Below are 23,755 nucleotides of genomic sequence, written 5' to 3'. Positions count from 1 at the left end.
TAGGTAGAAGACACAGGACAAGGGGACGTTCAATGGCACCGAAATTTGGAACCAGCGGCCTGCGCGGGCTCGTATCGGAGCTTTCGGAGGATCTGGTGCGCCGCTACGTGCGGGCCTTCATCGCGGCTTGTCCGCAGGGCCGGGCCGTGCATGTGGGATGGGATCTGCGCCCCTCTTCCCCCGCCATCGCGGATGCGGTGATCGCGGCCATCCGGGCCGCAGGCCTGACGGCCGTCAGCCACGGCGCCGTGCCGACACCGGCTCTTGCGATGACCTGCATGGCGGCAGGGGACGGGGCGGTGATGATCACCGGCAGCCATATTCCCGCGGATCGCAACGGGCTGAAGTTCTATGTTCCGGACGGCGAGATTTCGAAGGACCACGAAACGGCGATCGTCGCGGCCTTGGAGGTGGAGGACCGCGATGCGCCTGGCAGGGGCGACCTGCGACAGAGTACACAGGTCCTGCCGGACTATGTCGACCGCTACCTGCGGGCGTTCGGGCCGGAGGCCCTGAGCGGGCTGCGCATAGGCGTTTACGAGCACAGTTCGGTTGCGCGCGATGTCATGACGCAGATCATGCGCGGACTGGGGGCGCGGACGGTGTCGCTGGCCCGCTCGGATGTGTTCATCCCCGTCGATACCGAAGCGGTCGATCCCGACACACGCCTTCTGCTGGCGGGCTGGGCCCGCGACCATGGGCTCGATGCGATCGTCTCGACGGATGGCGACGGGGACCGCCCGATGCTGGCGGGGTCGGACGGTGCCTTGCTTCAGGGGGATGTGCTCGGACCGGTCACCGCGCGTCTGCTGGGGGCCGATACGCTCGTGACGCCGGTGTCCTCCAATACGCTTGTGGACCGGATGGAAGAGTTCGACACCATCGTCCGCACCCGCATCGGGTCGCCCTTCGTCATTTCGGCGATGGAGCAGATGCTTGCGCAGGACCCGGCTTGCAAGGTCGTGGGATATGAGGCCAACGGAGGTTTCCTGCTGGGCTTTACGGCGCAGGCCGGTACGGGCACCCTGAAACCGCTGATGACCCGCGACAGCCTGCTGCCCCTCGTTGCACCGCTGGCCGCCGCGCGCGCGGCGGGGCAGGACCTGCGCGCGCTGGCGGCCGATCTGCCGGCCCGGTTCACAGCCTCTGACCGGGTCCAGGGCATCGCGTCCGATCGCTCGGCGGCCCTGATCGCCGCGCTGAGCGGTGACAAGGCGGCGCGGGCCGGGTTCTTCGAAGGGGTCGGCGCGGAGCAATCGGTGGACCTGACGGACGGTCTGCGCGTCCGTTTCGCCCAGGACGAGATCGTGCATCTGCGGGGGTCGGGAAATGCCCCTGAATGCCGCTGCTACGCGGAAGCTTCCGATGCACGACGCGCACAGGAACTGCTGGACATCCATCTGACCAGCCTGAAGGCCGCCTTTGCCCCGCAGCCGTGAGCGGGCGGGCTTTCCGACCGGTTGCAACAGGTGAAATACCCATCTAAGTGTGGCGGCCGCTACACTGTCCGCCCCCTTCATGGGGGTGCTTTTCTGGCGCGCTCCCCCCGAGGGCGGGCGGACGGAGCTACATACCGGAAGTGACCCAAGATGCATGAACCTGCTGCGCCCAGTGCCGATGTCGCCCGCCGCGTCCTGATGATCGAAGCCGATGCCCTGGCCTATCTCGCGGATCATCTGCCGCCGGATTTCCAGGCCGTCATCGACAAGGTGATCGACTGCAAGGGGCGGGTGATCGTGTCGGGCATCGGCAAGTCCGGGCATATCGGGCGCAAGCTGGCCGCGACGCTTGCCTCGACCGGCACGCCGTCGTATTTCGTGCACGCGACCGAGGCCAGCCATGGCGATCTGGGCATGATCGGATCGGACGACGTCTGCATCCTGATCTCGAATTCTGGCGAGACGACGGAGCTGCGCGATATCGTCTATCACACGCAGCGGTTCTGGATCCCGATGATCGGGATCTCCTCCAATCCCGACAGCACCCTGATGCGGGCGGCCGATTTCCGGCTGACCCTGCCGAAGCTGCCCGAGGCCTGTTCTATCGGGATGGCGCCGACGACCTCGACCACGCTGACGCTGGCCCTTGGCGATGCATTGGCCGTGGCGCTGATGGAGCAGCGCGGCTTCGTCGCCGAGGATTTCGGCATCTATCACCCGGGCGGCAAGCTGGGCGCGCAGATGCGCAGCGTGTCCGACCTGATGCATGGCGGCGACGCCATTCCCGTGCTGGACGAGACCGCACCGATGCCGGAGGTCCTGTTGGCCATGACCTCCAAGGGTTTCGGTGTCGGTGTTTTGATGAAGGACGGCAGGGTCAGCGGCATCATCACGGATGGTGATCTGAGGCGCAACATGGAGGGCCTGATGGAGCGCAGGGCATTGGATATCGCCAATCCCGATCCGCTGACCCTGGCGCCGGACTGCCGCGCGCCCGAGGCGCTTGCGCTGATGAACGCCCGGAAGGTGAATGTCGTCATCATCGTGGACGCGGCCAAAGTGCCCCTGGGCGTCCTGCACATCCACGACCTGCTGCGGGCGGGCGTGGTCTGAGCGCATGCCCCGCGCCGCTCAGACCCGCCCCAGGGCCGCGGCGAGATAGAGCATCGCGGTGGTCCGCCGTGTCTGGCGGTGCAGCCCCGCCCGGGCGAAGGCGAGCACCCGCCGCAGGGTATGGCCGCGCGGCACGGCGCGCACCGCCGCCAGCCGGGACCGCGCGTCCGGGGTGAGGAGGGCGTCGCAGGCCTCCAGCGCCGTCATGTTCGCGTCCAACCAGTCGCCGTAGCGCCGGTCCAGGACCATCCGCATCCGTCTCAGGGTCGCGGCCATGCCGTGATGGGCGCCCATCACGTTGTCGCCGTGCTGGCGGTAGAGCACGGCAGGCTCTGTGTCGATCGCGACCGTGCCGCCGGCCCCCGAGATCAGTTGGTAGAGCCACCAGTCGTGATAGGGCAGTGCCGCGGCGGGCACCCCGGCCCGGCGCGCCAGCGCCAGCGCGTCGTCGTTCAGCACCATGGTATACCCGCTGACGATGTTCTGCGTCAGCGCATTGGCAAAACTCGGGGCCCGCCGGGGCAGGGGGGATTTGCCAATCGGTTGCAGGGCCGCGTCCACGTAATGGCTTTGTGCGCCGTAAAGCGTCAAGGGGGCCGCCGCCGACAGCGCCGCTGCCGCGCGCTCGAGCTTGTGCGGCAGCCAGATGTCGTCCTGGTCCGACAGCGCCACGGGGCCGGGGGGAAGATCCGGATGGCACAGCAGCGACAGAAAGTTCCGGGTCGCTCCCTGCCCGGGCCCCGTGATGATCCGCACCGTCCGGTCCGGCCCGGCCTCGGCGCGGAAAGCCTCGATCAGGGCGCGTGTGGCATCGCGCGACCCGTCATCGCTGACCCACAGGTCCCAGGCCTTGTAGGTCTGTGCGAGGTAGCTCTCCAACTGCGCGGGCAGATGCCGTTCGCCCTGATAGGTGCAAAGCAGGATGGTAAAGCGCTGGCGGTCGGGCATGTGCGGATCACCGTTTGGGATCAATGCTGAGCCGTGTGATGCCGCAGATGCCCCGCCCCCGCAAGGGTGAGGCGCTCGGGATGGGTCCGATTTGAACCGCATTCTCGTCATGTTCCCAGATTTGGACAAGAATCCTGCCCGCTCCCGACAAGCCCGATGTCCAGTCTGCCCCCGGCGGTGAGACTGAGAATGGGCAGCAAGCGAAATGTTGATACGTCACGCAACAACGCGCAGCGACGGGCACGTCGATGCGCTGACCGGGTTGAGCGATCTTGTCGTATTGCCGGACCAGGGCATGCTTTACAGCGTGACCGGGCAGGGGGGGCGCGTACAGGCCTGGGACATGGCCACTCTCACCTGGCAGGATTCCCATTCCTTCGGGGTCTCGCACAGTCTCGAGCCGCCCTGGAGCTTGTTGGCGATGCAGTCGGACGGCAGCACCCAATTGCTGGCGGCCGGCGGGCAGACGCTGAGCGGTGTCCGGCTGGCGACGAATGGCGAGATCGCGGCGGACCTCGGCCTGTCGGTGTCGGGGGAAGGCGGGACGCAGGGCCTGACCGCGCTGACAATGCTGCAGTCGGGCGGGCGGGAGTTCCTGATCGGCGCGGGACGCCAGCACGAGAGCCTGAATATCTGGCAGCAGACGGGCGACAGCCGGTTCGCCGCAGTAGAACAGTCTCTGACACTCGGGTTAGTGCCGGGTGACGTCCCGGCCCTCGCTGACGTGGGGGACGGGACGGTGCTGGCGCTGTCGACCGCCGGAAACCGCCTGATGCGGATTCAGGTCGGTGCGGACGGGCAGATGTCGGTGCTGGGGCAGGTCGATGTGCGCGATGGTCTCTGGGTCAAGTCGCCGACGCATGTGCACGTTGTGGAGACGGCCGGACAGTCCTATGCGCTGGTCGGTGCCCAAGGGTCCAGTTCGGTTTCGGTGGTGGCGCTGGGGGCGGACGGTGGCATGGTCGTGACCGATCACGTCATCGACGAGCGCGACACGCGGTTCTCGGGGCTGTCGGTGCTCGAGACGGTGGCGGTCGGCAGCAGGGTCTTCGTCGTGGCGGGCGGCATGGACGACGGGCTCACGGTGATGACCCTGCTGCCGGGCGGGCGCCTGCTGCACCTGCAGAGCATTTCCGACGACAATGTCATGGCGCTGACCGATCCCTCCGCTCTGGCGCTGGCGGCGGGAGAGACCGGGTTCGGGATCGCCGTGGCGGGCCGCATGCCGCATCCCGAAGCGGAAACCAGCGGTCTGGGGCTCACCTGGCTGGATGTTGAGCTCGGGTCCGACGTGACCACGCAGCAGGGACAGGCGGGCGAGGACCGGCCAACCGGAGCGAGCGGGTCCGACCGGCCTGTCGGCAACGACACCCTGCCGGCGGAGGCTGGAGGCCGCATCCTGATCGACGGTGCCGGACGGGACGTGCTGACCGGCGAAGCGGGACGCGACATTTTCGTTCTGCAGGCAGACGGTGAACGGGATGTGATCACCGGTTTTCAACTGGGCGAGGATCGGCTCGACCTGTCGCAGATGGGCCGGTTCTACAGCGTGGAGGCGCTGGATATCCGGACGCGGTCCTGGGGGGCGGAGATTCACCTCGGCGACGAGATCACCGAGGTGCGCAGCGCGGACGGTCAGCGCCTGACGGCCGCGGATTTCAGCGTCTCCGACCTGCGCGACCTGTCGCATCTGCCGGTGGAACCGCTGGGTCTGGGCGACCAGAACATCGTCGGCAGTGCGGCGTCGAATTTTCTCGAAGGAGGAACGGGCGACGACACGCTGACCGGTGGCGCGGGCGCCGACATGCTGGTCGGGAATGCCGGGAACGACTGGCTGGCGGGGGGCAGTGTCGATGCCGAATTCGACCCTGTCGCGGGGCAGATATTCCGTCTCTACCAGGCGACGCTCGACCGCGCCCCGGACATGCCGGGGCTTTTCGGCTGGGCCGATCTGCTGATCGGGAACCGGCTCGACCTGACCGGGGCGGCCGAGGGTTTCGTGCAGAGCCGGGAGTTCGGGAGAATCTACGGTGCGCTGGACGCCGAGGATTTCGTCACGCTGCTCTATCACAACGTGCTGAACCGCGCTCCGGATGCCGCCGGGCTCACCGACTGGACCGCCTGGCTGGAGAGCGGCGCGATGAGCCGGGCGGCGGTCGTCGTCGGCTTTTCCGAAAGCGCGGAGTTCCGCGCGGCCACGGCCATCGACGTCCTGCAGGTGTCGCGGGCCGCTCTGCAGGCGTCCTGGTCGGAGGATGTGTTCCGGCTCTATCAGGCGACGCTCGACCGGGTGCCCGACCTTGGCGGGTTCACCTTCTGGACCGGGCAGCTGGCGCAGGGCATGCCTCTCGGGACCGTGGTGTCGGGCTTTACCGGCTCCGCGGAATTCCTGCGCACCTATGATGTGACCGAGGACAGCGCCTTCGTCACGCTGCTCTATGAGAACGTGCTGGGCCGTGCGCCGGACGCCGCCGGGCTGGCCGGCTGGACCGACGGGCTGGGCAGCGGCGCCCTGAGCCGCCAGGACGTGGTGATGGGCTTTACCGGCAGTCCGGAGTTCAAGCGGGCCATGGCCGAACCGATGATCGACTGGATCCGCGCCCAGGGGAGCGACGACCAGCTGGACGGGGGAGAGGGGGTGAACGTGCTTCAAGGCGGAATGATGTCCGACCGTTTCGTGTTTCACGCCGACACCCGGGCAAGCCATACCGTGGTGGACCCCGAAGCTTGGGATGTGCTGGTCTTCGAGGGGTTCGGCTATGACGACGCAGCGGATGTGTGGGACCATCTGGCGGTGCGGGGGGATGACCTGATCTTCTTCGATCAGCAGGTCTGCGTGACATTACGTGGCCTGACCCTGGACGATTTTCACCCCGGCATGTTCGCGTTCTGACGCATCGTCATATCCGCGTCCGGTTAAGGTCGCAAAAGGACCTTATCCGTATACCAAACAGATGCAGCCATATAGTTGACGGAGGGCGAGATGAGTGTGTCACATACACCGGATGCATTCGAGCAGTTGCTTCTGGAATATACCAACCGAGCCCGTCTGGACCCCGTCGGTGAATTCGATGAATTGATCTCCAACGCCGCCACGGCCACGGGTGTGCAAGGCAACATCACCTCGGCCATACGGTATTTCGGGGTCGACCTAGAGGCGCTGCGGGCGCAGCTCAAGGCGCTGGACCCGGTGGCCCCCGTGGCTTGGAACGGCGCGCTGGCCGATGCCGCCGAAGGCCATTCGCAACAGATGATCCAGCACGATGCGCAGTCCCACCAACTGCCGGGCGAAGCCTCGCTTGGCGACCGGATCCGAAATGCCGGCTATGACTTCAGCCGCGCGGGCGAAAACGTCTTCGCCTATACCCAGGACCCGCTGCAGGGGCATGCGGGGTTCTTCATCGACTGGGGCTATGACGATGCAGATTTCAGCGACGGCCGCCTGTTGCCGGATTGGCAGAGCATCGGGGACGGCATCCAGGATGCCGCGGGGCACCGGGTCTCGATCATGAACGGCGCCTTCACCGAGGTCGGCATGAGCGCCATCGACGACAGTGCCGACGATGCGACCGACAGCGTCGGCCCCTATGCCGTGACGCAGAACTTCGGCAGCCGCCGGGACTATCAGCCGCAGCTTCTGGGGGTGGTGATCGACGACAGCGACGGCGACCGGTTCTACGACATGGGTGAAGGGCTGGGCGGCCTGACCGTGACGGCGACGGGCGCCGGCGGCCGGTTCGAGACCACCACGTGGGCATCCGGCGGATACCAGATGGTGCTGCCGAACGGCCTGTATACGGTGACCGTCTCGGGCGCGACGCTGGCGGGCACGATTTCCTTTTCGGTGGAGATGGGAGACGAGAACCTCAAGCGCGATGCCTTTGCCGCCGATGCACAGGGTGAAACGCCCCTGCGCGACGTGGGCGGGGCGGGCGACGACCTGCTTCTGGGTGGCACCGGCGCGGATGTCCTGATCGGCAATTCGGGTGCCGACACGCTGCGGGGCGGGGCGGGTGACGATGTCCTTTACGGGGATGCCCTGCCGGTGTCCGCGGTGGCCGGGGTGGCGGGCCAGGTCTACCGGCTCTACCAGGCGACGCTGGACCGTGCGCCGGACGTGACGGGACACCAGGGCTGGACGGAGATGCTGTTCGAAGGTGCGCAGAACCTTGCGCAGGTGGCGGAGGGTTTCGTGGCCAGCGCCGAGTTCCAGCGCGTCTACGGCGCGCTTCAGGACGCCGATTTCGTCGAACTGATGTATCGCAACGTGCTGGACCGGCCAGCCGACGCGGCAGAGGTCGCGGCCTGGCTGGACCTGATCGAGAACGGCTTCAGCCGCCCGGAGGTGGTGCTGGGCTTTTCCGAGAGCGCGGAATTCCAGGTCCGTTCGGGCGTGCTGGCGGATGCGGCGGCGGCCGCCGCCAGCGCCCCGGACTGGCAGGACGAAGTCTACCGGCTCTACCAGGCGACGCTGGACCGCGCCCCGGACGCGGCCGGGTTCCTGGGCTGGACCAAGCTTCTGTCGGAGGGCCACGGCTATCTTGGCGTGGTGCAGGGATTCGTCGGCTCCGCCGAGTTCCAGTCGACCTATGGCGCGCTGTCGGACGGCGATTTCATCGAGCTGATGTACCGCAACGTGCTGGACCGGGCATCGGATGCGGCGGGCCGCGCGGGCTGGCTCGATGTGTTGGAGGCCGGCGGCACGCGGGCCGAGGTGGTGCGCGGCTTTGCCCAATCGTCCGAGTTCCGCAATGCCACGGCGGCGGATCTCGAAACCTGGGTGCGCGCCCAGGGGGTACAGGACGTGCTGGAGGGGGGCGCGGGCAACAACGTGCTGGCGGGCGGCGTGATGAGTGACGCGTTCGTCTTCTCGCCCGGCGACGGCGGTCGCCACGAGGTGCTCGACCTGGAGGCCTGGGACGTGATCGACCTCGCGGCCTTCGGCTATGCCTCCGCTGCCGAGGTCCGCAGCCACATGACGCAGGCCGGGGCCGATCTGGTCTTTGACGACCAGGGCACGCAGGTGGTCTTCCACGACAGCCAGTTGACGGATATCGGCGACCAGATGTTCCTGCTCTGACGGCGGTCTCCGGCAGCGGGCTCTGACACCGCAGTCCGGCGCCATCCGGCACCCGGACCCGACACGCGCGTCCAGGCCGGGACGGGCCGCCGTTCCCGGCGGTCCGCGGACGGCTCCGTCTCAGCGACGTGTCTCACTGACCTGTTCCACCGACCCGTCTCTGTGCGGGTCCCGTTCTTGCCGGTCCCGCCGTCCGGCGGGGGCCGTCCCAACACGCAGGTCGAGGCGGGCGATTTTTTGGCGGGCGGGGCGGCGGCGTGTCCGCTCGGGGCAGCGCCGTCCCGGCCCGGTCAGGGCGCGGGACGGCGGATGTCCGGTCAGCTTAGGTTGTATCTCACCCGCTGCATGTGCGCGAGGGGCGTGTCGGTGAAGGTGATCTGCTGGTCGCCCTGCGCAAAGATCACGTCCGACCCGTCCTGCCGCATCAGCGCGATGGCCTCGGACTTGTCCTGCAGGCCGAAGCCCGAAAGCTGCAGCTGGTCCCAGGGTTCGAAGCCGTTGATGACATCGGCCCCGCCTTCGCCGTTGCGGAACACGAAGATGTCGCTGCCCAGGCCGCCGTTCATGGTGTCGTCGCCGGCTCCGCCTTCGAGGACATCGTTCCATTCCGGCGGACCATCGCGCATGAAGGTGTCGAGGGCGGCGTTGGTGCGGTTCCGGTATTCGGCACTTTCGGAGAAGCCCAGGACCACATCGGCGCGGGTATTGTCCTCGCCGGCCAGGAAGTCGAGCCATCCGGCAAGCCCGGCCGGGTCGGCCGTGCGTCCCAGCACGTTCCGGTAGAGCAGCTGCACGAAGTCCGCATCCGACAGCGCACCGTAGGTAATATCGAATTCCGGCGACGCGATGAAGCCGCCCGCCGCCTGGTCGAGCGTGATGGCCTCTGAATTGATGCCGTTGAACCAGGCCTGGAAGCCCGAACCGCCCGGCTCGCGGCCAAGTGTGGCGCCGTAGAGGCGATAGACCTGGCCGGCGAGTTCGGTTTCGTTGAAGGCGCCGGTTTCCGCGACGCTGTCGCCATCGCGAAGGATCGAGTTGCCCGCACCGGCCCGCAGCATGTCGCTTTCGCCGGGGTCGCCCTGCAGCACTGCCGCGTCCGACCCCGCCGAAGTGGTGCTGTCCGCGCGGATGCCGTAGGTGTTGGCCAGGTTGGCGAATTCGCGCGAGCCGATGAAGCCTTCGAGCACATCCGCCCGGCTCATGCCATCGGCCAGCAGGGCGCTCCAGCCCGAAAATCCGCCCGGATCGGGCGCCCGGTCGAAGAAGGCGCTGTAGAGCACTGTCACATAGGCCGCATCGTCCAGACCCTGCCGGGCGAATTCGGGGCTGAAGATGAAGCCGCGCGCGACATCGGCACCGCTGCGGGTCCCGGTGTGGAGATAATCGCTCCACAGGTTGCCCCCCAGCGGATCGGCGTTGCGTCCGAGGATCTTCTCGTAGAACCGGTCCACGAAGGACTGGATGTCATGCAGCGACTGGATCTCTTGGTAGGCCGCGGTGCGGAACTCCGGCGCGGCCACGTCGGTCAGGTTCTCCCAGCGATAGACCACGGCCTGATCGGCGCTGCCGGTGGTGCCGCTGGAGACGATGTCGAGCAGGTTGTCGTTGTCGATGTCGCGGGCCGCCGGCGCGCCGGCATAGGTGTTGAAGAAATATTCCACCTGCGTGCGGCTGTTGATCTGGGTGCCGTCGGAATCGAGCACCACCGTCTGGGCGCCAATGGACAGCAGGATCTCCAGATCGCCATCGGAATTGTCGATATCCACCGCGATCGGGCGGCGGGCGATCGGCAGGCCGGTGCTGGCGGCATCGAACCCGTTGGTATAGAGATCGACCTGGGTGTCGAACAGCATCTCGCCGCTGGCCGAGAGGCCATAGACACGCCCCGCCAGGGTGGCCACGACGATTTCGGGGGTCCGGTCGCCGTCAAGGTCGGCGATCAGCGGGCTGGCCAGCACCCGGCCGTCGGTGTCGAACTGGAAGCGCAGGGAGCCGTCGGCGTTCCAGACCTTGACGTACTGGCCGCGGTCGTCCTGGAAGAAGTTGCCGGTGCCCTGCACGATTTCGGGCCGCCCGTCGCGGTCGAGGTCGACGATCTGCGGGCTCGACCAGAGCGACTGCGGCTCGAACTTGCCGCGGAAATCCGCCTCGGTGGTGGTGGCGACCTGATCGGTCCAGCCCGGCACGATCGGCTGGGCGTAATTGTTCAGCACATGCAGGATGCCGCCCTGATCGGGCAGGCCCGCGGCGTCGTTGTTGGTGATGTCCGCCGGCACCACCAGTTCGTAGATCCCGTCGCCGTCCAGATCGGCCACCGCCGGCGTCGCGCCCGCGGTGTCGTGGAGGTCGAATTTCAGCTCCACCGCGCCGTTGCGGCCGTCGAGCACGTAGAAATAGTGATCCCAGGAGGTGAAGATCACCTCGACCTGTCCGTCGGCGTCGATGTCGAAGATGCGCGGGGCGCCGTAGACCCCGTCGGGGCGGCCGTCGGGGCCGCTGGAATCGTTGCCGAAACTGTCGTTGGTGGTGAAGCGCCACAGCAGGTTGCCCTGGCCGTCGAGCGCGGCGACGCCGCCGCTGTCGCCGGGCTGGCCCGCGGCGCTGCCTTCCTCGCGGCTGTCCGCGCCCAGGCCCACCACCATGTCGATGTCGCCGTCGTGGTCGATGTCCGAGAACACCGGCGCAGTGGTCACCGACGTGGTCTGGTAGATCTTGCCGGTCACCGGGTCGGGGCCGGCGTGGGCGGCGAATGTCTGGCTCCATTTGACGGCGCCGTTGTCCTCCAGCACGATCAGCCCGGCGGGTCGGACCTCGTTCTGTTCGGCGTCCAGCGCCTTCGAGGTGCCGACGAAGATCTCGTCGCGGCCGTCGTTGTCGATGTCGTAGAGCGCCACCGAGGCATTGCGCGCCGGGCCGAAGTCCAGCGTGGTGGCCCAGGTCTTCTGCGGCAGGTCGACGTCGAGCGCGTAGTTGAGCGCGACCCCGTTGGGCGCCCCGTCGGGATAGGCTGCCCAGTAGACCTTGAGGTAATAGGTGCCGCCCGTGTGCGAGACGTAGCTGAGGCTTTCGTCGCCGTTCGCGACGAAGTTGCTGCGCAGCACCGTGCCGTTGGCGTCATAAAGCTCCATGTTGAGGTTCATTTCCGCGCCGCCTGGGGTGGTCGCCCCGGTATGGGTCATGTCGAAGCGCATCACGCCCGGCCTTGCGTCGACCCGGTACCAGTCCACGCCGGTGCCGCTGTCAACCTCGAGACGGCCGGACCCGAGGGGGGTCGCCGTGGCCCGGCTGTCGTTGCCGTCCGATGCGACCGGATCGGCAAGGTCGAGGCTCAGCTGATAGCTCAGCACCGTCCCGTCCGGCGCGCTGTCGCCGAATTGCGCGGTCATCACCTTGGCGTAATAGACGCCGTCCTCGGGGACCAGGTAGCTGATGGTTTCGGGGCCGGTGGCGGTGTCGAAGCTGCCGCCGGTCAGCACGTTGCCCTGGGCGTCGGTCAGCATCAGCCGCAGGTTGCGCGGATCGTCGCGGGTGTCGGCGGCATCGTCGAGCAGTTGCACCTCGCGCAGGACCAGGCTCATTTCCCCGGCGGTGGCGTCGATGCGGTGCCAGTCGACCTCGCGGCCGAGAACGTCATGCGTGCCCTCGGACAGGACTGCGGCCTGGGCGCGGGTGTTGTTGCCGTCGGCGGCCACGAATTGCGGCAGATCGAGATCGAGCGTGTAGTTCAGATCGACCCCGGGGACCGAGGCATAGCCGTGGACCGGGTCGTAGACGCGCAGATAGTAGGTGCCGTTTTCGGGCAGGGTGCGGATGATCGATTCCGGACCGCTGGACGTGATCGTGCGGCCCAGACCCAGCGAGTCGCCGTTTTCATTGAGCAGCTCGATGTTCAGGTTCTGGTTCGGGTCGTCCGGGGTCATCACGACCTCGAAGGGGCCGTTCTGCGCCTCGAAGCGGAAATAGTCGATGCCCGATCCGGTCACCGCATGGGTGCCTTCGACCAGGCTGGCGGCATCGTCGAGGCTGTCGTTGTTTTCGAAGGCCGTCGAGGAAGCCGGCATCGGCGGATAGAAATCGTCGAAAAGCTCAGTCATGTGGATCTGTCCATTTGTTAGTGTGCCTGGTGGGAGTGCGCCTTCCCGCGGCGCCTGAAATCTGGCGGTCCGCGGTTAACAGGGCGTTTCGAAGAGCGAGAAAGCAGGCGCGCGGCGTGCCGTTGGCGGTTTGTCGGGATGTCAGAATCATTGCAGCAGATCCAGCAGATGGGCGCCGTAGCCGTTCTTGCCGAACATCTCGGCGCGCGCGCAGCCTGTCGGCGTCGATCCAGTCCTGTTGCCAGGCGATCTCGTCGGAGCTGCCGATCTGCTGGCCCTGGCGTTGCGAGAGGGTGCGCACGAAATTGGAGGCATCCAGCAGCGAGCCATGTGTCCCGGTGTCGAGCCAGGCATAGCCCCGGCCCATGATTTCCACCGACAAGGCGTCCGCATCGAGATACATCTGCAGCAGGTCGGTGATTTCGAGCTCTCCGCGTGCGAATTTCTTGACCTGGGCGGCCCGGTCGGGTGCGGTGCCGTCCAGAAAGTAGAGGCCGGTCACGGCAAAGCGCGAGGGCGGTGTTTCGGGCTTTTCGACGATCTCGCGCACCCTGCCGGCCGCGTCGAACCGGACCACGCCGTAGCGTTCCGGATCGGCCACGCGGTAGCCAAAGACCGTGCCCCCGGCCTGGCGCGCGTCCGCCGTTCTGAGGATGTCCGGCAGGCCGTGACCGAAGAAGATGTTGTCGCCCAGAACCATCGCCGAGGGGCTGCCGTCCAGGAAACCGCGGGCCAGCAGATAGGCCTGGGCCAGCCCTTCGGGTTCGGGCTGCGCCACGTAGTGCAGCGCCAGGCCCCATTGCGACCCGTCGCCCAGCAGCCGGGGGAACTGGTCTTGGTCCTGCGGAGTGGTGATCAGGGCGATATCGCGGACCCCGGTCAGCATCAGCGCCAACAGCGGATAGTAGATCATCGGCTTGTCGTAGATCGGCAAAAGCTGTTTCGACAGCCCCATGGTGATCGGGTAGAGCCGCGTGCCCGAGCCCCCGGCCAGGATGATCCCCTTGCGTGAGGTCATGCGCGGTCCAACTCCTTGAGTAATTCTTGCAGGCCCTTTTTCCAATTCGGGGGTTAATGCCGAAATCTGTCTTCAGTTTGGCGCTATCGAGGCGGGAATTTCTGGGCCGGACCGCCGGGGTGGGCCAGCTTTCGGTCGGGATGTCCTCGATGGTCGTCGCTTGGGTCAACGTCGCGCGGGCGAAGTCGGCCCAGCCGACCCAGTGCTGGCCGCCGTAGTGATAGAACCCGCCGGGCTGCAGTTCGCAGGCGACCTGTCCGGCCTGGCCGAAGACGAGGATCATGTCCCCCGACCCAGCCGTCGGCCCACGCCCGCCCGGTCCTGCAGGGCGCGCCACCAGGCTTCGTTGTCGAGATACCACCGGACGGTCCGCTCCAGTCCCTCCTTGAGGGTCACCGACGGACGCCAGCCCAGTTCCGCGCGGATCCAATCCGGTGCGATGGTATAGCGCAGATCATGGCCCGGACGGTCGTCAGCAAAGGAAATCAGGCACGAATAAGGGGCATCGGCGGGTCTGAGCCGGTCGAGGATGCCGCAGATCGTCTCGACCAGGTCGATGTTGCGGGCCTCGTTCTCGCCGCCGATGTTGTAGGACCGTCCCACGGCGCCCTGCCGTACCACCAGCAGGAGCGCCTCGGCGTGATCCTCGACATAGAGCCAGTCGCGCACGTTCAGCCCCTGGCCGTAGACCGGGATCGGCTTGCCCGCCAGCGCGTTCAGGATCACCACAGGCACCAGCTTTTCGGGAAAATGATAGGGACCGTAATTGTTGGAGCAGTTGGTCAGCACCACGGGCAGCCCGTAGGCTTCGTGCCAGGCCCGGACCAGATGATCCGACGACGCCTTGGAGGCGGAATAGGGTGAGCGCGGATCGTAGGGCATGGTTTCGGTGAACTGCACGTCGGGGTCTGGGGGCAGGGAGCCGAAGAACTCCTCGGTGGAGATGTGATGGAACCGGAAGCCGTCGGGACGGCCGCGGGCGGTCCAGTAGGCCCGCGCCGCCTCGAGCAGGTGGCCGGGGCGTCGATGGACCGGTCGACATAGGATTCCGCGGCCAAGTGCATCACTGCGTCGGGGGCGTGATCTGCAAGAATTCGGTCCAGCGCCGCGCGGTCGCGGATGTCGGCATGTTCGAAGGTGTAGCCGGGATCGTCCGCCACCGGGGCCAGGTTGTCGAGGCAGGCCGCGTAGGTCAGCGCATCCAGGTTCACCACCTGGTGCCCGTCGGCAATGGCGCGGCGCACCACCGCGGAGCCGATGAACCCCGCGCCACCGGTGACCAGAAGCTTCATGTTGCGCGCTTCCAGACGAAGGGGGTGTCGAGATCGGCCAGCGCCGGGGCGGCAACCCCCTTTTCCGACAGCACCGGATCGGCGGTCAGGCCCCAGTCGATCCCGGCGCTATCCCCGCGGATCGCGCCGTCGCAGTCAGCGGCGTAGTAGTCTGTGCATTTGTAGACGATTTCGGTGTCCGGCTCGCGAGTGACGAAGCCATGGGCAAAGCCTCCGGAGATCAGCAGCTGGCGTCCGTTCTCGAAGGACAGCTCGACCCCGACCCAGTCCCCGTAGGTGGGTGAGCCGCGGCGGATGTCCACGGCCACGTCGTAGAGCCGCCCGCGCCCGCAGCGCACCAGCTTGGCCTGGGCATGCGGGGGTGACTGCAAGTGCAGGCCGCGGATGGTGCCCGCCGCCGCCGACAGCGAATGGTTGTCCTGCACGAAGTCGTGGACGAAGCCCGCGGCATCGAGCCGGGCCTTGTTCCAGCTTTCGCTGAAGAAGCCACGGGCGTCGCTATGGCGCACGGGGGTGAGGACGACCACCCCCGGAAGTGTTGTTCGTGTGACCTGCATCTTGCCTCGGTTCGCCAGTTTCTGGCGATTTTGTTTTGCTGCATGTCTACCGGCCGCGATGCCGGGGGGGCCAGTTTCACGGTTCCGTGTCCGGTTGGGACAGGCTTTTTTGTCCACGAGCGTTGCCGATCTGCCAATGTCGGGTGCCTGCACCGGGGCATATTGGGGGCGCGGTCCATCGTCATCCTGTCCGGCTGTTTCCAGACGAAGCTTGCAACGGCAATCCCCTACTGCCACAACGAATACCGGTTTCCGTCCCGGCGACCTCCCGGTTTTTTGCAAGGCTTTGACGCCAAGGGCCAAGATCCATCATGATATCCGTCTGGAAGAGTGCCTGAATGAAAATCCTTTTTGCACATCAGAACATGCCGGGGCAGTACCGCGAACTGGTGCAGTATCTGGCGGCGCAGGGCGGACATGAGCTTGTCTTTCTGACCCAGCGCATACCGTCGGTGCCGATCGCGGGCGTGAAGATTGTGCCCTACCGGCCCCATCACGTCCCCTCCAAGGAGGCCTACGGGCTGTCGAAACCTTGGGAAGAAGCCGCGGGTGCGGGGTTCGGCGCCATGATGGCGGCGCGCGAGCTGGAACGGACCGAGGGGTTCCGACCGGATCTGATCCTGGGCCATACCGGCTGGGGGGAGCTGTTGTTCTTCAAGCAGCTCTGGCCGGATGTGCCGGTTCTGGGGTTCTTCGAATATTACTACCGGATGCAGGGCGGGCTGGTGGGGTTCGACCCTGCGGAGAAGGTGTCCGAACACACCCCCTATTTCAACGTCGGCCGCAACGCGGTGCCCCTGGCCAGCATCGAGGCGGTGGACCAGGGCCATGTGCCGACGGTCTGGCAGCGCGACCGCTTTCCGGCAAGTTTCCGGGACCGCATGTATGTCTGCCACGACGGGATCCGCACCGACAGGCTGATGCCGGACCCGCAGGTGCGGCTGTCGCTGGGCCGGCTGGACCGGATGCTGACGCGCGAGGACGAGGTCTTTACGTACATGGCGCGTAACATGGAGAAGGCGCGGGGGTTTCCCACCTTCATGCGGGCGCTGCCGAAGATCCTGGCGGAGCGGCCCGCGGCGCGGGTTCTGGTGATCGGCGGCAACGAGACCTCCTACGGGCGCGAAAGCACGCATCCCGGCGGCCTGCGCGGCGAGATGGAGGCCGAGGTCGGTGACAGCATCGACTGGGACCGGGTGCATTTTCTGGGCCGGGTGCCCTACGAGGTCTATTGCCAGGTGATCCAGCTGAGCCGCTGCCACATCTACCTGACCATGCCCTTCGTGCTCAGCTGGTCGCTGCTCGAGGTCATGGCGATGCAGGCCACGGTGGTGGCCTCCGACGTGGCCCCGGTGCGCGAGGCGATCACCCACGGGCAGAACGGGCTGCTGGTGGATTTCTTCGACCCCGACAGACTGGCCGATCAGGTCGTGGATGTCCTGGCCAATCCCGGCGATCATGCCCATCTCGGTCCCGCCGCGCGCGCGCATGTGGTCGAGACCTACGATTTCCTCACCCGCTGCCTGCCGGTCCATGTGGCGCAGATGAACGCGCTGGTGCCGCAGGCGCGGCGGATCGTTCTGCCCTGACGGCGCACCCCGTGCCCGGTTCCGACCCCGCCCCGAGCCCGGCCGACGCGGCAGAGGCGCGATCCGCCGCCCGGTGCTGCCGGATATGGCCATCCCGGGGGGCGCGTGCTAGGCACTGCGGCGCACCGGACACCCTTTTCCGATCCGCGATTCCCAAGCGGTATCCGCCCATCCAGAAGGCTGGCCGCTAACCGGAGACGTCATGAAGACAGCGCTTTTCATTCCCGCACGCTACGCCTCGACCCGCTACCCGGCGAAACCTCTGGCCACCCTGCGCCAGCCCGACGGCAGCCGGAAGACCCTGATCCAGATGAACTGGGAAGCCGCCTGCGCCATCCGGGGCGTCGACGCCGTCTTTGTCGCCGCCGACGACACGCGCATCGCCGAGGCCGCCCGCGATTTCGGCGCCGAGGTAGTGATGACCGATCCCGCCTGCGAGAACGGGACCGCGCGGGTGGCCGAAGCGGTGAACACCCTGGCCACGGCCCCCGAGCTGGTGATCAACTTCCAGGACGATGCGCCGCTGACCCCGCCCTGGTTCGTCGAGGCGCTGATCGACGCGATGCGGGCCGAGCCGGGCATCGGCATGGCCACGCCGGTGCTGCGCTGCGACCGCGACACCTACGACGCCTTCCGCGAGGACCGCGCGCAGGGCCGTGTCGGCGGCACCACGGCGGTCTTCGACGCGCAGATGCGGGCGCTCTACTTCTCCAAGGAAGTGCTGCCCTATGTGGATCCGGGCAAGCTGCCCGATCCGATCCCCGTCTTCCACCACGTCGGCGTCTACGCCTACCGTCCCGATGCGCTCGCGGCCTATGCCGCGACACCGGTCTGCCAGCTGGAAACCCTTGAGGGGCTCGAACAGCTGCGCTTCCTGCACGCCGGCGTGCCGGTGCGCTGCGTCGAGGTCGAGGCCCGCGGCCGCGTGTTTTGGGAACTCAACAACCCCACCGATGTCCCGCGCATCGAACAAGCCCTAGAGAGCCTGCCATGATAGCCCCCCGTACCGTGACCGTCGGCGACATCGCCATCGGTGCCAAGACCCCCTTCGCGCTGATCACCGGACCGTGCCAGCTGGAAAGCCTCGACCATGCCCGCATGATGGCCGACAGGATCGCCGAGGCCTGTGCGCCCACCGGGACGCGGTTCATCTTCAAGGCGAGCTACGACAAGGCCAACCGGTCCTCCATCTCGACCCAGCGGGGGCTGGGGATGGAGGAGGGGCTCGCGATCCTCGCGAAGATCCGCGAGGAATTCGGCTGCCCGATCCTCACGGATGTGCATGCGGCGGACCAGTGCGCCCCCGCGGGCGAGGTCGTGGACGTGATCCAAATCCCCGCCTTCCTGTGCCGCCAGACCGACCTGCTGCTGGCCGCCGGGCGGACGGGCTGCGCGATCAACGTCAAGAAGGGGCAGTTCCTGGCCCCTTGGGAGATGGGCAACGTCGCCGAAAAGATCGCCTCCACCGGCAACGAGAACATCCTGCTGTGCGACCGCGGCACCTCGTTCGGCTACAACACGCTGGTCAGCGATTTCCGCGGCCTGCCGACCATGGCCGCGACCGGCTACCCGGTGGTGTTCGACGCGACGCATTCGGTGCAGCAGCCCGGCGGCCAGGGCGTCACCTCGGGCGGCCAGCGCGAATTCGCCCCCGTGCTGGCGCGCGCGGCCGTCGCGGTCGGCGTCTCGGCGCTGTTCATCGAGACGCATCAGGATCCGGACAATGCGCCCAGCGACGGGCCGAACATGATCCCGGTGTCGAAGATGGGCGCGCTGATCGGCCAGCTGCGCGAGATCGATGATCTGACCAAGAGCCAGCCGTCGCTGGACCTGAACGGCTAGGCCGGACCGGAGGCTTCGCTCTGCCGCCTGCGCACGCCGGCCCGGTCTACGGGCATTCCACTTCCGGTCGGAATTCACTAAGGCGGGCCAGGCCCACAGGCTTTGAGGCAAAGGAGACGTCCATGTCACTGAAGACCGTTGTCGTCGGTATCGGCTATGTCGGCATGTCGAACGCGGTGCTGCTTGCCCAGCACAACGACGTGACGGCCGTCGATGTGAGCGCTGAGCGGGTGGCCCAGGTCAACGCGCGCTAGAACCCGATCTTGGACGAGGATATCGAGCGCTACCTGCGCGACGAGACACTCAGCCTGCGGGCCACCACCGAGGCGGAGGCAGCCTATGCCGAGGCGGATTTCGTGATTGTGGCCACTCCGACCAACTACGATCCGGTGGTGAACTTCTTCGACACCTCCACCGTTGAGGCGGTGGCGCAGGCGGTCGTCGCGGCCAGCGACCGGGCGGTGATCGTCATCAAGTCTACGGTGCCGGTGGGCTTTACCGCCCGGTTGTCCGCCGAGCTGGGCGGCGACCGTGTGATCTTCAGCCCCGAGTTTCTGCGCGAGGGGCGCGCGCTCTACGACAGCCTGCACCCCAGCCGTATCATCGTGGGCGAACTGTCAGCACGGGCGGAAACCTTCGGCAACCTGTTGGCCAAAGTGCCGCATAACATGATCCGCGCCATCGTAGATGCCAACCGCACGCGCAAGGACTTCATCGCCGACCAGGTTCTGGCGCGCAAGCCCGGGCGGGTCGGGGTCTACCGGCTGGTGATGAAGTCGGGCTCCGACAACTTCCGCCAAAGCTCGATCCAGGATGTGATGAAACGCATCAAAGGCAAAGGGCATCGAAGTGGCGGCCTACGAACCTGAAATGTCGGATCTGGAGTTCTTCGGATCGAAGGTCATGCACGATCTGGCGGCGTTCAAGGCCGAGAGCGATATCATCCTGGCCAAACGCACCACCCCCGACCTGAAGGACGTGGCCGACAAGGTGTTCACGCGCGATCTGTTCGGATCCGACTGAGGTGTCGCCGGTAGATGCGCTTGACGTTCACGTCCGAAAGATGACGGGGCCGCGATCAAACGCATGAAAGAGCCGGCGTGTGAGAACCGGCGATACGACTACCCGCCACTCCCTGGCCCGCAGCTGCGCAACAACGCCTGTCGGGAACATGCTTTCGGGCACCGGTCGCCCGAACAGCTGACCGCAACGGTTTGCGAAGCATCTTTTTATACATAATATACATTACCAGACTTATCTCTGTGCCCGCAAAGTTAAAGTGTCCCACATCTGCAAAGTAGAAGTGTCACACTCTGCCCCAATGAGAACAGGCAGAGAGTGTGGGCTTGGGCCAGGTCAATGAGCTTACCACGTTCGGCACGGTTGGCTTTGGTGCCAGAGGCCGTTTCCTTGAACACACCGATTATCTCATAACCGCCGCGCTCAACGAATTCGGTCAACTCTGATACCTGCCGGTCACACGACTGATCAGACGTTGAAACTCTGGCATAGATGGCAGCGCGCTGTCCCAGTTGAACCTCCTCGGAATTTGGCCTCCTGCGGCGCGGCTCGAAATGGCATCGTCACCTGAATGCGCAGGAAGAAGATGGCCACAGGCTCTGGGAAGTGGCGGTGTTGTTCCATCTGCGAGATGCGTTCCGCTCCGGCGATATCTGGGTCCCTCACTCCCGGCGCTATGGGAATCTGAAACAAGCTCTGGTTCCCGCAGAGGCGGTGAAGGATGCGCCAAGACTGGCGGTGCCGCTCGATCCGAAGGCTTGGCTCGTTGACCGCAAGGCACGCATGACCGACGGGCTGGCGCGGCTGGCCAGGGCGGCGCGTGCAGGCGCAATCCCGGCTGCCCATGGCCAAGTTTTGGGGTGGCGGCCTCACCGCGTCCAGCGACGGCCAATTCTTCCCCACCGCCCGGCAGGGCGAAGCCATGAACCTCATCAACGCAAAATATGGCTCCGAGCCGGGCCTCAAGGCCTACACCCATGTCTCCGACCAGTTAGGCCCGTTCGCGACCCAGAACATTCCGGCCATCGTAAGCGAAGCGCCCTACATTCTGGACGGGTTGCTGATGAACGAGGCCGGGCGGAAAATCCGCGAGCAATATGCCGATACTGGCGGGTTTACCGATCACGTGTTTGCCGTGCCCTCACTGCTCAGGTTCTGGTTCATCCCACGTATCCGCGACCTGCCATCCAAACGGCTCTACCTGTTCGATCCCGCCTCAGCGCCGGGCGAATTGCGCGGTCAGATTGGAGGCATGATCCGCGAGGGGCTCATAGTCCAGAACTGGCCTGGCGTATTGTGGTCCGCCGCCACCATGGTGACGGGTGCGATGCCGCCCAGTCAGCTGCTCAAGAAGTTCGCGGCCTATCCGCGCCAACATGAATTGGCCGTGGCGCTCCGCGAAATCGGCCGCGTCGAGCGCACCCTCTTCATCATCGAGTGGCTCCTCGGCGCCGACATGCAGCGCCGGGCCTAGATCGGACTGAACAAAAGCGAGGCCCATCACGCCCTGAAAAACGCCCTGCGTATCGGGCGTCAGGGTGAAATCCGCGATCGCACCGCCGAGGGGCAGCACTACCGCATGGCCGGCCTCAACCTGCTCGCCGCCATCATCATCTACTGGAACACCAAGCACCTCGGTCAGGCCGTGGCGGCGCGGCAGCGGGCCGGCCTGAATTGCGACCCGGCTCTGCTGGCGCATATCTCCCCGCTCGGGCGGACCCACATCCTGCTAACCGGCGAGTATCGGTGACGGCGGCAGTAATCACCCCTATATCTTGCCACCTTCACAGCCACCAAACGGGCGCACCACGCTCATCGCCACCATGAAGACAGCCACAGGGCTCAAATTGAAGGGAAGGAGGGGGCCTCAGAGCCTTGTGATACGATCCTGCCCCCTACCGGAATCTACCCCTGCCTCGGGTATCACACCCCGGCGGAAATCTTCGAAACCAAGCTGTTGGAAATCCAGAACAGATTGGAATAAAAAGACATATCAGAAGTTGCGCTTCAGCGTGAGTTCACATTGGGGCGACAGTCCGCTGGCCCCGGAAACCATCGTTCCGCTGAACCAGAGGCCGACCCTGCACGGACACTCAACGCGGACCACTTAGATGGGCTGATCATTACGACGGACAATTCACCACGGCAATTGTTTCTGTTTTCGATAGAATAAATGGCTGGCAGTAATATTTATTATACTTGGGAAGTAACTTTGTCGGTAAAATGGAAGAACCGCCTTCATGTTGCCATAAAGCTTGCACGGTTTCCCCCCTACTTTACTGTTATGAAATTAACAATTTATTAAGAATCGGTTTTTCTGTGATGGTACAATTGAAACTGATCAAGCAATTTTCAGCGCGCGGAGAAGCGGCGCCCGACATGGTTCAGATCCGGCCTGCAGGTCCGCATGCGCGGCGCGTGACACGCTTGTCATTGCGGGGTGCGTTCGGGGTGTCGGACAGATGACTCACGCATCCGGCAGATACTGTGAGTTCGCCGACCAACTGGCCCTTTCGGCGAATGTCGACATGATCTACATGGGTGTCTACGACACGCATGGCGGGTTCTTCTTGGACCATTGGTCCGGGTACAGGAACCCTGCGGAACGGGGGGACCAAAACGAGATTCTGAGCCGGCTAACCCGGGTGATGCAGAAGATTGACCTGCGCGGCCAGACCCGGCGTCCCGCGGCTTCGGATGCCGCGCCGGATCCGGAAGAGGCCGTAGGGGTCGCCGCGCAGCATGAGTTCGCGACCGCCCCGTTCCAGATCATCGTCGGCAAGCCCACCGGTCACCTCTATCCTCTGGTTGCCGTCCAGGGGTGGAAAACATCCGGCGACAAGAGCCCTCCCGACACGTTCCTGTCCGTCGCTCTTTCCTTTGCGGCCGCGCAGCTCAGGAACATCATCGGCCAGAAAAGCCCCCGCACCAACCGCCTGATCGATACGGCGCTGCGTGTCCTGGCCGTTCATTTCGCGGTGGTCGACAGCACCGGCACGATCGAGTGCAGCGCCAATATCAGCAATGAATGGCTGGCCAGAAACGGCGATTTCGAGATCGACAAGGAACGTCTCGTGGCCCGCACCCACAAGGTCCAGGACGCTTTTCAGAAGGCGCTCGACCTGGCCACGGGACCCGAGGCGAAACCGTCGATCGTTTCGCTGCGCACCGAAAGCGGGCCTAACCGGATGGTCTGGATTTCCCGCCTCACCGAATTTTCCGAGCCCCGGGCCCTGGTCATCCTGGGGCGCGGCGAGGAAAACCCGATGGTACGGGACCATCTGTTGAAGCTTTCCGGACTGACTGCCTCAGAACGGCGCGTGGCACACCACGTCCTGCGCGGAAAATCCCTCGATGAAACCGCCAAAGCAACCGATTTGGCAGTGTCGACGGTCCGCAGCTACATGAAACGTATCTTGGCAAAGACCAGCACCCGTCGCCAGAGCGAGTTCGTCTCGCATTATCAGGGTGAGCTGATCCGCATGGCGATCGCCCCGAGCGAGGGTGGCAACGAAACCCCGCCCTGATCGGAGAGATGTTGCGGAGGCCGGGCGCATTGAATCCCGGCGCGCGGCGCCAAAGGCCGCCTGGCATGCCCCAACCGCGCCCAATCGGCAGATCCGCGCCGACCCCATCCCGTTTTCGGCTAAATTCCACCCGCCCTACATGCCCGGATTATACCCCATTCATATTTTATGATTAATCCTCTGCAGGCAGGAACAAACAGGGCAATCGGCATGGCAAACGCAAGTGCGTCCGAATA

12 protein-coding genes and 5 pseudogenes are annotated in these 23,755 nt (G+C 65.7%); 11 read left to right on the top strand and 6 right to left on the bottom strand.

Features of this window, described 5'->3' with window-relative positions; genetic code table 11:
- The first annotated feature begins 32 nt into the window (after positions 1-32).
- The gene (locus FIU85_RS21470; RefSeq protein ID WP_152494707.1) at positions 33-1,439 is read left to right on the top strand and encodes a phosphomannomutase; all 1,407 of its coding nucleotides are present in this window, start codon (positions 33-35) and stop codon (positions 1,437-1,439) included.
- Positions 1,440-1,589: 150 nt separating this feature from the next.
- On the top strand, positions 1,590-2,552 hold the full coding sequence (locus tag FIU85_RS21465; protein WP_152494708.1) for an SIS domain-containing protein: 963 nt from the start codon (positions 1,590-1,592) through the stop codon (positions 2,550-2,552).
- A gap of 18 nt (positions 2,553-2,570) precedes the next feature.
- Here FIU85_RS21465 and FIU85_RS21460 read toward each other — a convergent pair whose 3' ends face one another.
- Entirely contained in the window at positions 2,571-3,500 is a 930-nt protein-coding gene (locus tag FIU85_RS21460) for a glycosyltransferase family 2 protein (protein WP_172978964.1), read from the bottom strand.
- A 205-nt stretch (positions 3,501-3,705) separates the two neighbouring features.
- Between FIU85_RS21460 and FIU85_RS21455 the strand changes: the two genes are divergently transcribed.
- Both FIU85_RS21455 and FIU85_RS22570 read left to right on the top strand, forming a co-directional pair.
- The gene (locus tag FIU85_RS21455) at positions 3,706-6,393 is read left to right on the top strand and encodes a DUF4214 domain-containing protein (RefSeq protein WP_152494710.1); all 2,688 of its coding nucleotides are present in this window, start codon (positions 3,706-3,708) and stop codon (positions 6,391-6,393) included.
- A 90-nt stretch (positions 6,394-6,483) separates the two neighbouring features.
- Positions 6,484-8,580: a DUF4214 domain-containing protein gene (locus FIU85_RS22570; RefSeq protein ID WP_152498453.1), complete on the top strand. Its 2,097-nt coding sequence runs from the start codon at positions 6,484-6,486 to the stop codon at positions 8,578-8,580.
- Between the two features lie 317 nt (positions 8,581-8,897).
- On the opposite strand, the gene FIU85_RS21445 is transcribed toward FIU85_RS22570, so the two are convergent.
- Together FIU85_RS21445 and rfbA are read right to left on the bottom strand one after the other, a co-directional pair.
- Entirely contained in the window at positions 8,898-12,674 is a 3,777-nt protein-coding gene (locus FIU85_RS21445) for a DUF4214 domain-containing protein (protein WP_152494712.1), read from the bottom strand.
- Positions 12,675-12,821: 147 nt separating this feature from the next.
- Positions 12,822-13,692 (bottom strand): annotated as a pseudogene (gene rfbA, locus FIU85_RS21440) (glucose-1-phosphate thymidylyltransferase RfbA).
- Positions 13,693-13,748: 56 nt separating this feature from the next.
- Between rfbA and FIU85_RS22635 the strand changes: the two are divergent.
- Positions 13,749-13,910, top strand: coding sequence for a twin-arginine translocation signal domain-containing protein (locus FIU85_RS22635; RefSeq protein WP_368372989.1), 162 nt, complete (start codon positions 13,749-13,751; stop codon positions 13,908-13,910).
- A 61-nt stretch (positions 13,911-13,971) separates the two neighbouring features.
- Here FIU85_RS22635 and rfbB read toward each other — a convergent pair.
- Positions 13,972-14,984, bottom strand: a pseudogene (gene rfbB, locus FIU85_RS21430) (dTDP-glucose 4,6-dehydratase).
- Positions 14,981-15,541: a dTDP-4-dehydrorhamnose 3,5-epimerase gene (gene rfbC, locus FIU85_RS21425; RefSeq protein ID WP_152494719.1), complete on the bottom strand. Its 561-nt coding sequence runs from the start codon at positions 15,539-15,541 to the stop codon at positions 14,981-14,983. The pseudogene rfbB and the gene rfbC overlap by 4 nt, the downstream one beginning before the upstream one ends.
- Before the next feature lie 338 nt (positions 15,542-15,879).
- Between rfbC and FIU85_RS21420 the strand changes: the two genes are divergently transcribed.
- From FIU85_RS21420 to FIU85_RS21405, 4 genes and pseudogenes are all read left to right on the top strand, one after another.
- Entirely contained in the window at positions 15,880-17,130 is a 1,251-nt protein-coding gene (locus tag FIU85_RS21420) for a glycosyltransferase family 4 protein (protein ID WP_152494713.1), read from the top strand.
- A gap of 202 nt (positions 17,131-17,332) precedes the next feature.
- Positions 17,333-18,124 carry a 3-deoxy-manno-octulosonate cytidylyltransferase gene (locus tag FIU85_RS21415; protein WP_152494714.1) on the top strand — a complete coding sequence of 264 codons (792 nt, stop codon included), beginning with the start codon at positions 17,333-17,335 and terminating at the stop codon, positions 18,122-18,124.
- On the top strand, positions 18,121-18,972 hold the full coding sequence (gene kdsA, locus FIU85_RS21410) for a 3-deoxy-8-phosphooctulonate synthase (RefSeq protein WP_152498452.1): 852 nt from the start codon (positions 18,121-18,123) through the stop codon (positions 18,970-18,972). Before FIU85_RS21415 ends, kdsA begins: the two co-directional genes overlap by 4 nt.
- Positions 18,973-19,100: 128 nt before the next feature.
- A pseudogene (locus FIU85_RS21405) lies at positions 19,101-19,995 on the top strand (UDP binding domain-containing protein).
- Positions 19,996-20,315: 320 nt separating this feature from the next.
- Here the strand turns inward: FIU85_RS21405 and FIU85_RS21400 are convergent.
- Positions 20,316-20,504 (bottom strand): annotated as a pseudogene (locus tag FIU85_RS21400) (recombinase family protein); the annotation flags it as partial.
- A gap of 25 nt (positions 20,505-20,529) precedes the next feature.
- Between FIU85_RS21400 and FIU85_RS21395 the strand changes: the two are divergent.
- Both FIU85_RS21395 and FIU85_RS21390 read left to right on the top strand, forming a co-directional pair.
- Positions 20,530-21,742: pseudogene (locus FIU85_RS21395) on the top strand (Tn3 family transposase); the annotation flags it as partial.
- Positions 21,743-22,454: 712 nt separating this feature from the next.
- Complete coding sequence (locus FIU85_RS21390) at positions 22,455-23,519, top strand: helix-turn-helix transcriptional regulator (RefSeq protein ID WP_152498451.1); 1,065 nt, start codon at positions 22,455-22,457, stop codon at positions 23,517-23,519.
- Positions 23,520-23,755: the final 236 nt, after the last annotated feature.

Source organism: Roseovarius sp. THAF8, from assembly GCF_009363735.1.
Taxonomy (GTDB): Bacteria; Pseudomonadota; Alphaproteobacteria; order Rhodobacterales; family Rhodobacteraceae; genus Roseovarius.
Note: the sequence above shows the minus strand (reverse complement) of the source record. Positions and strands in the feature narration are given on the sequence as shown.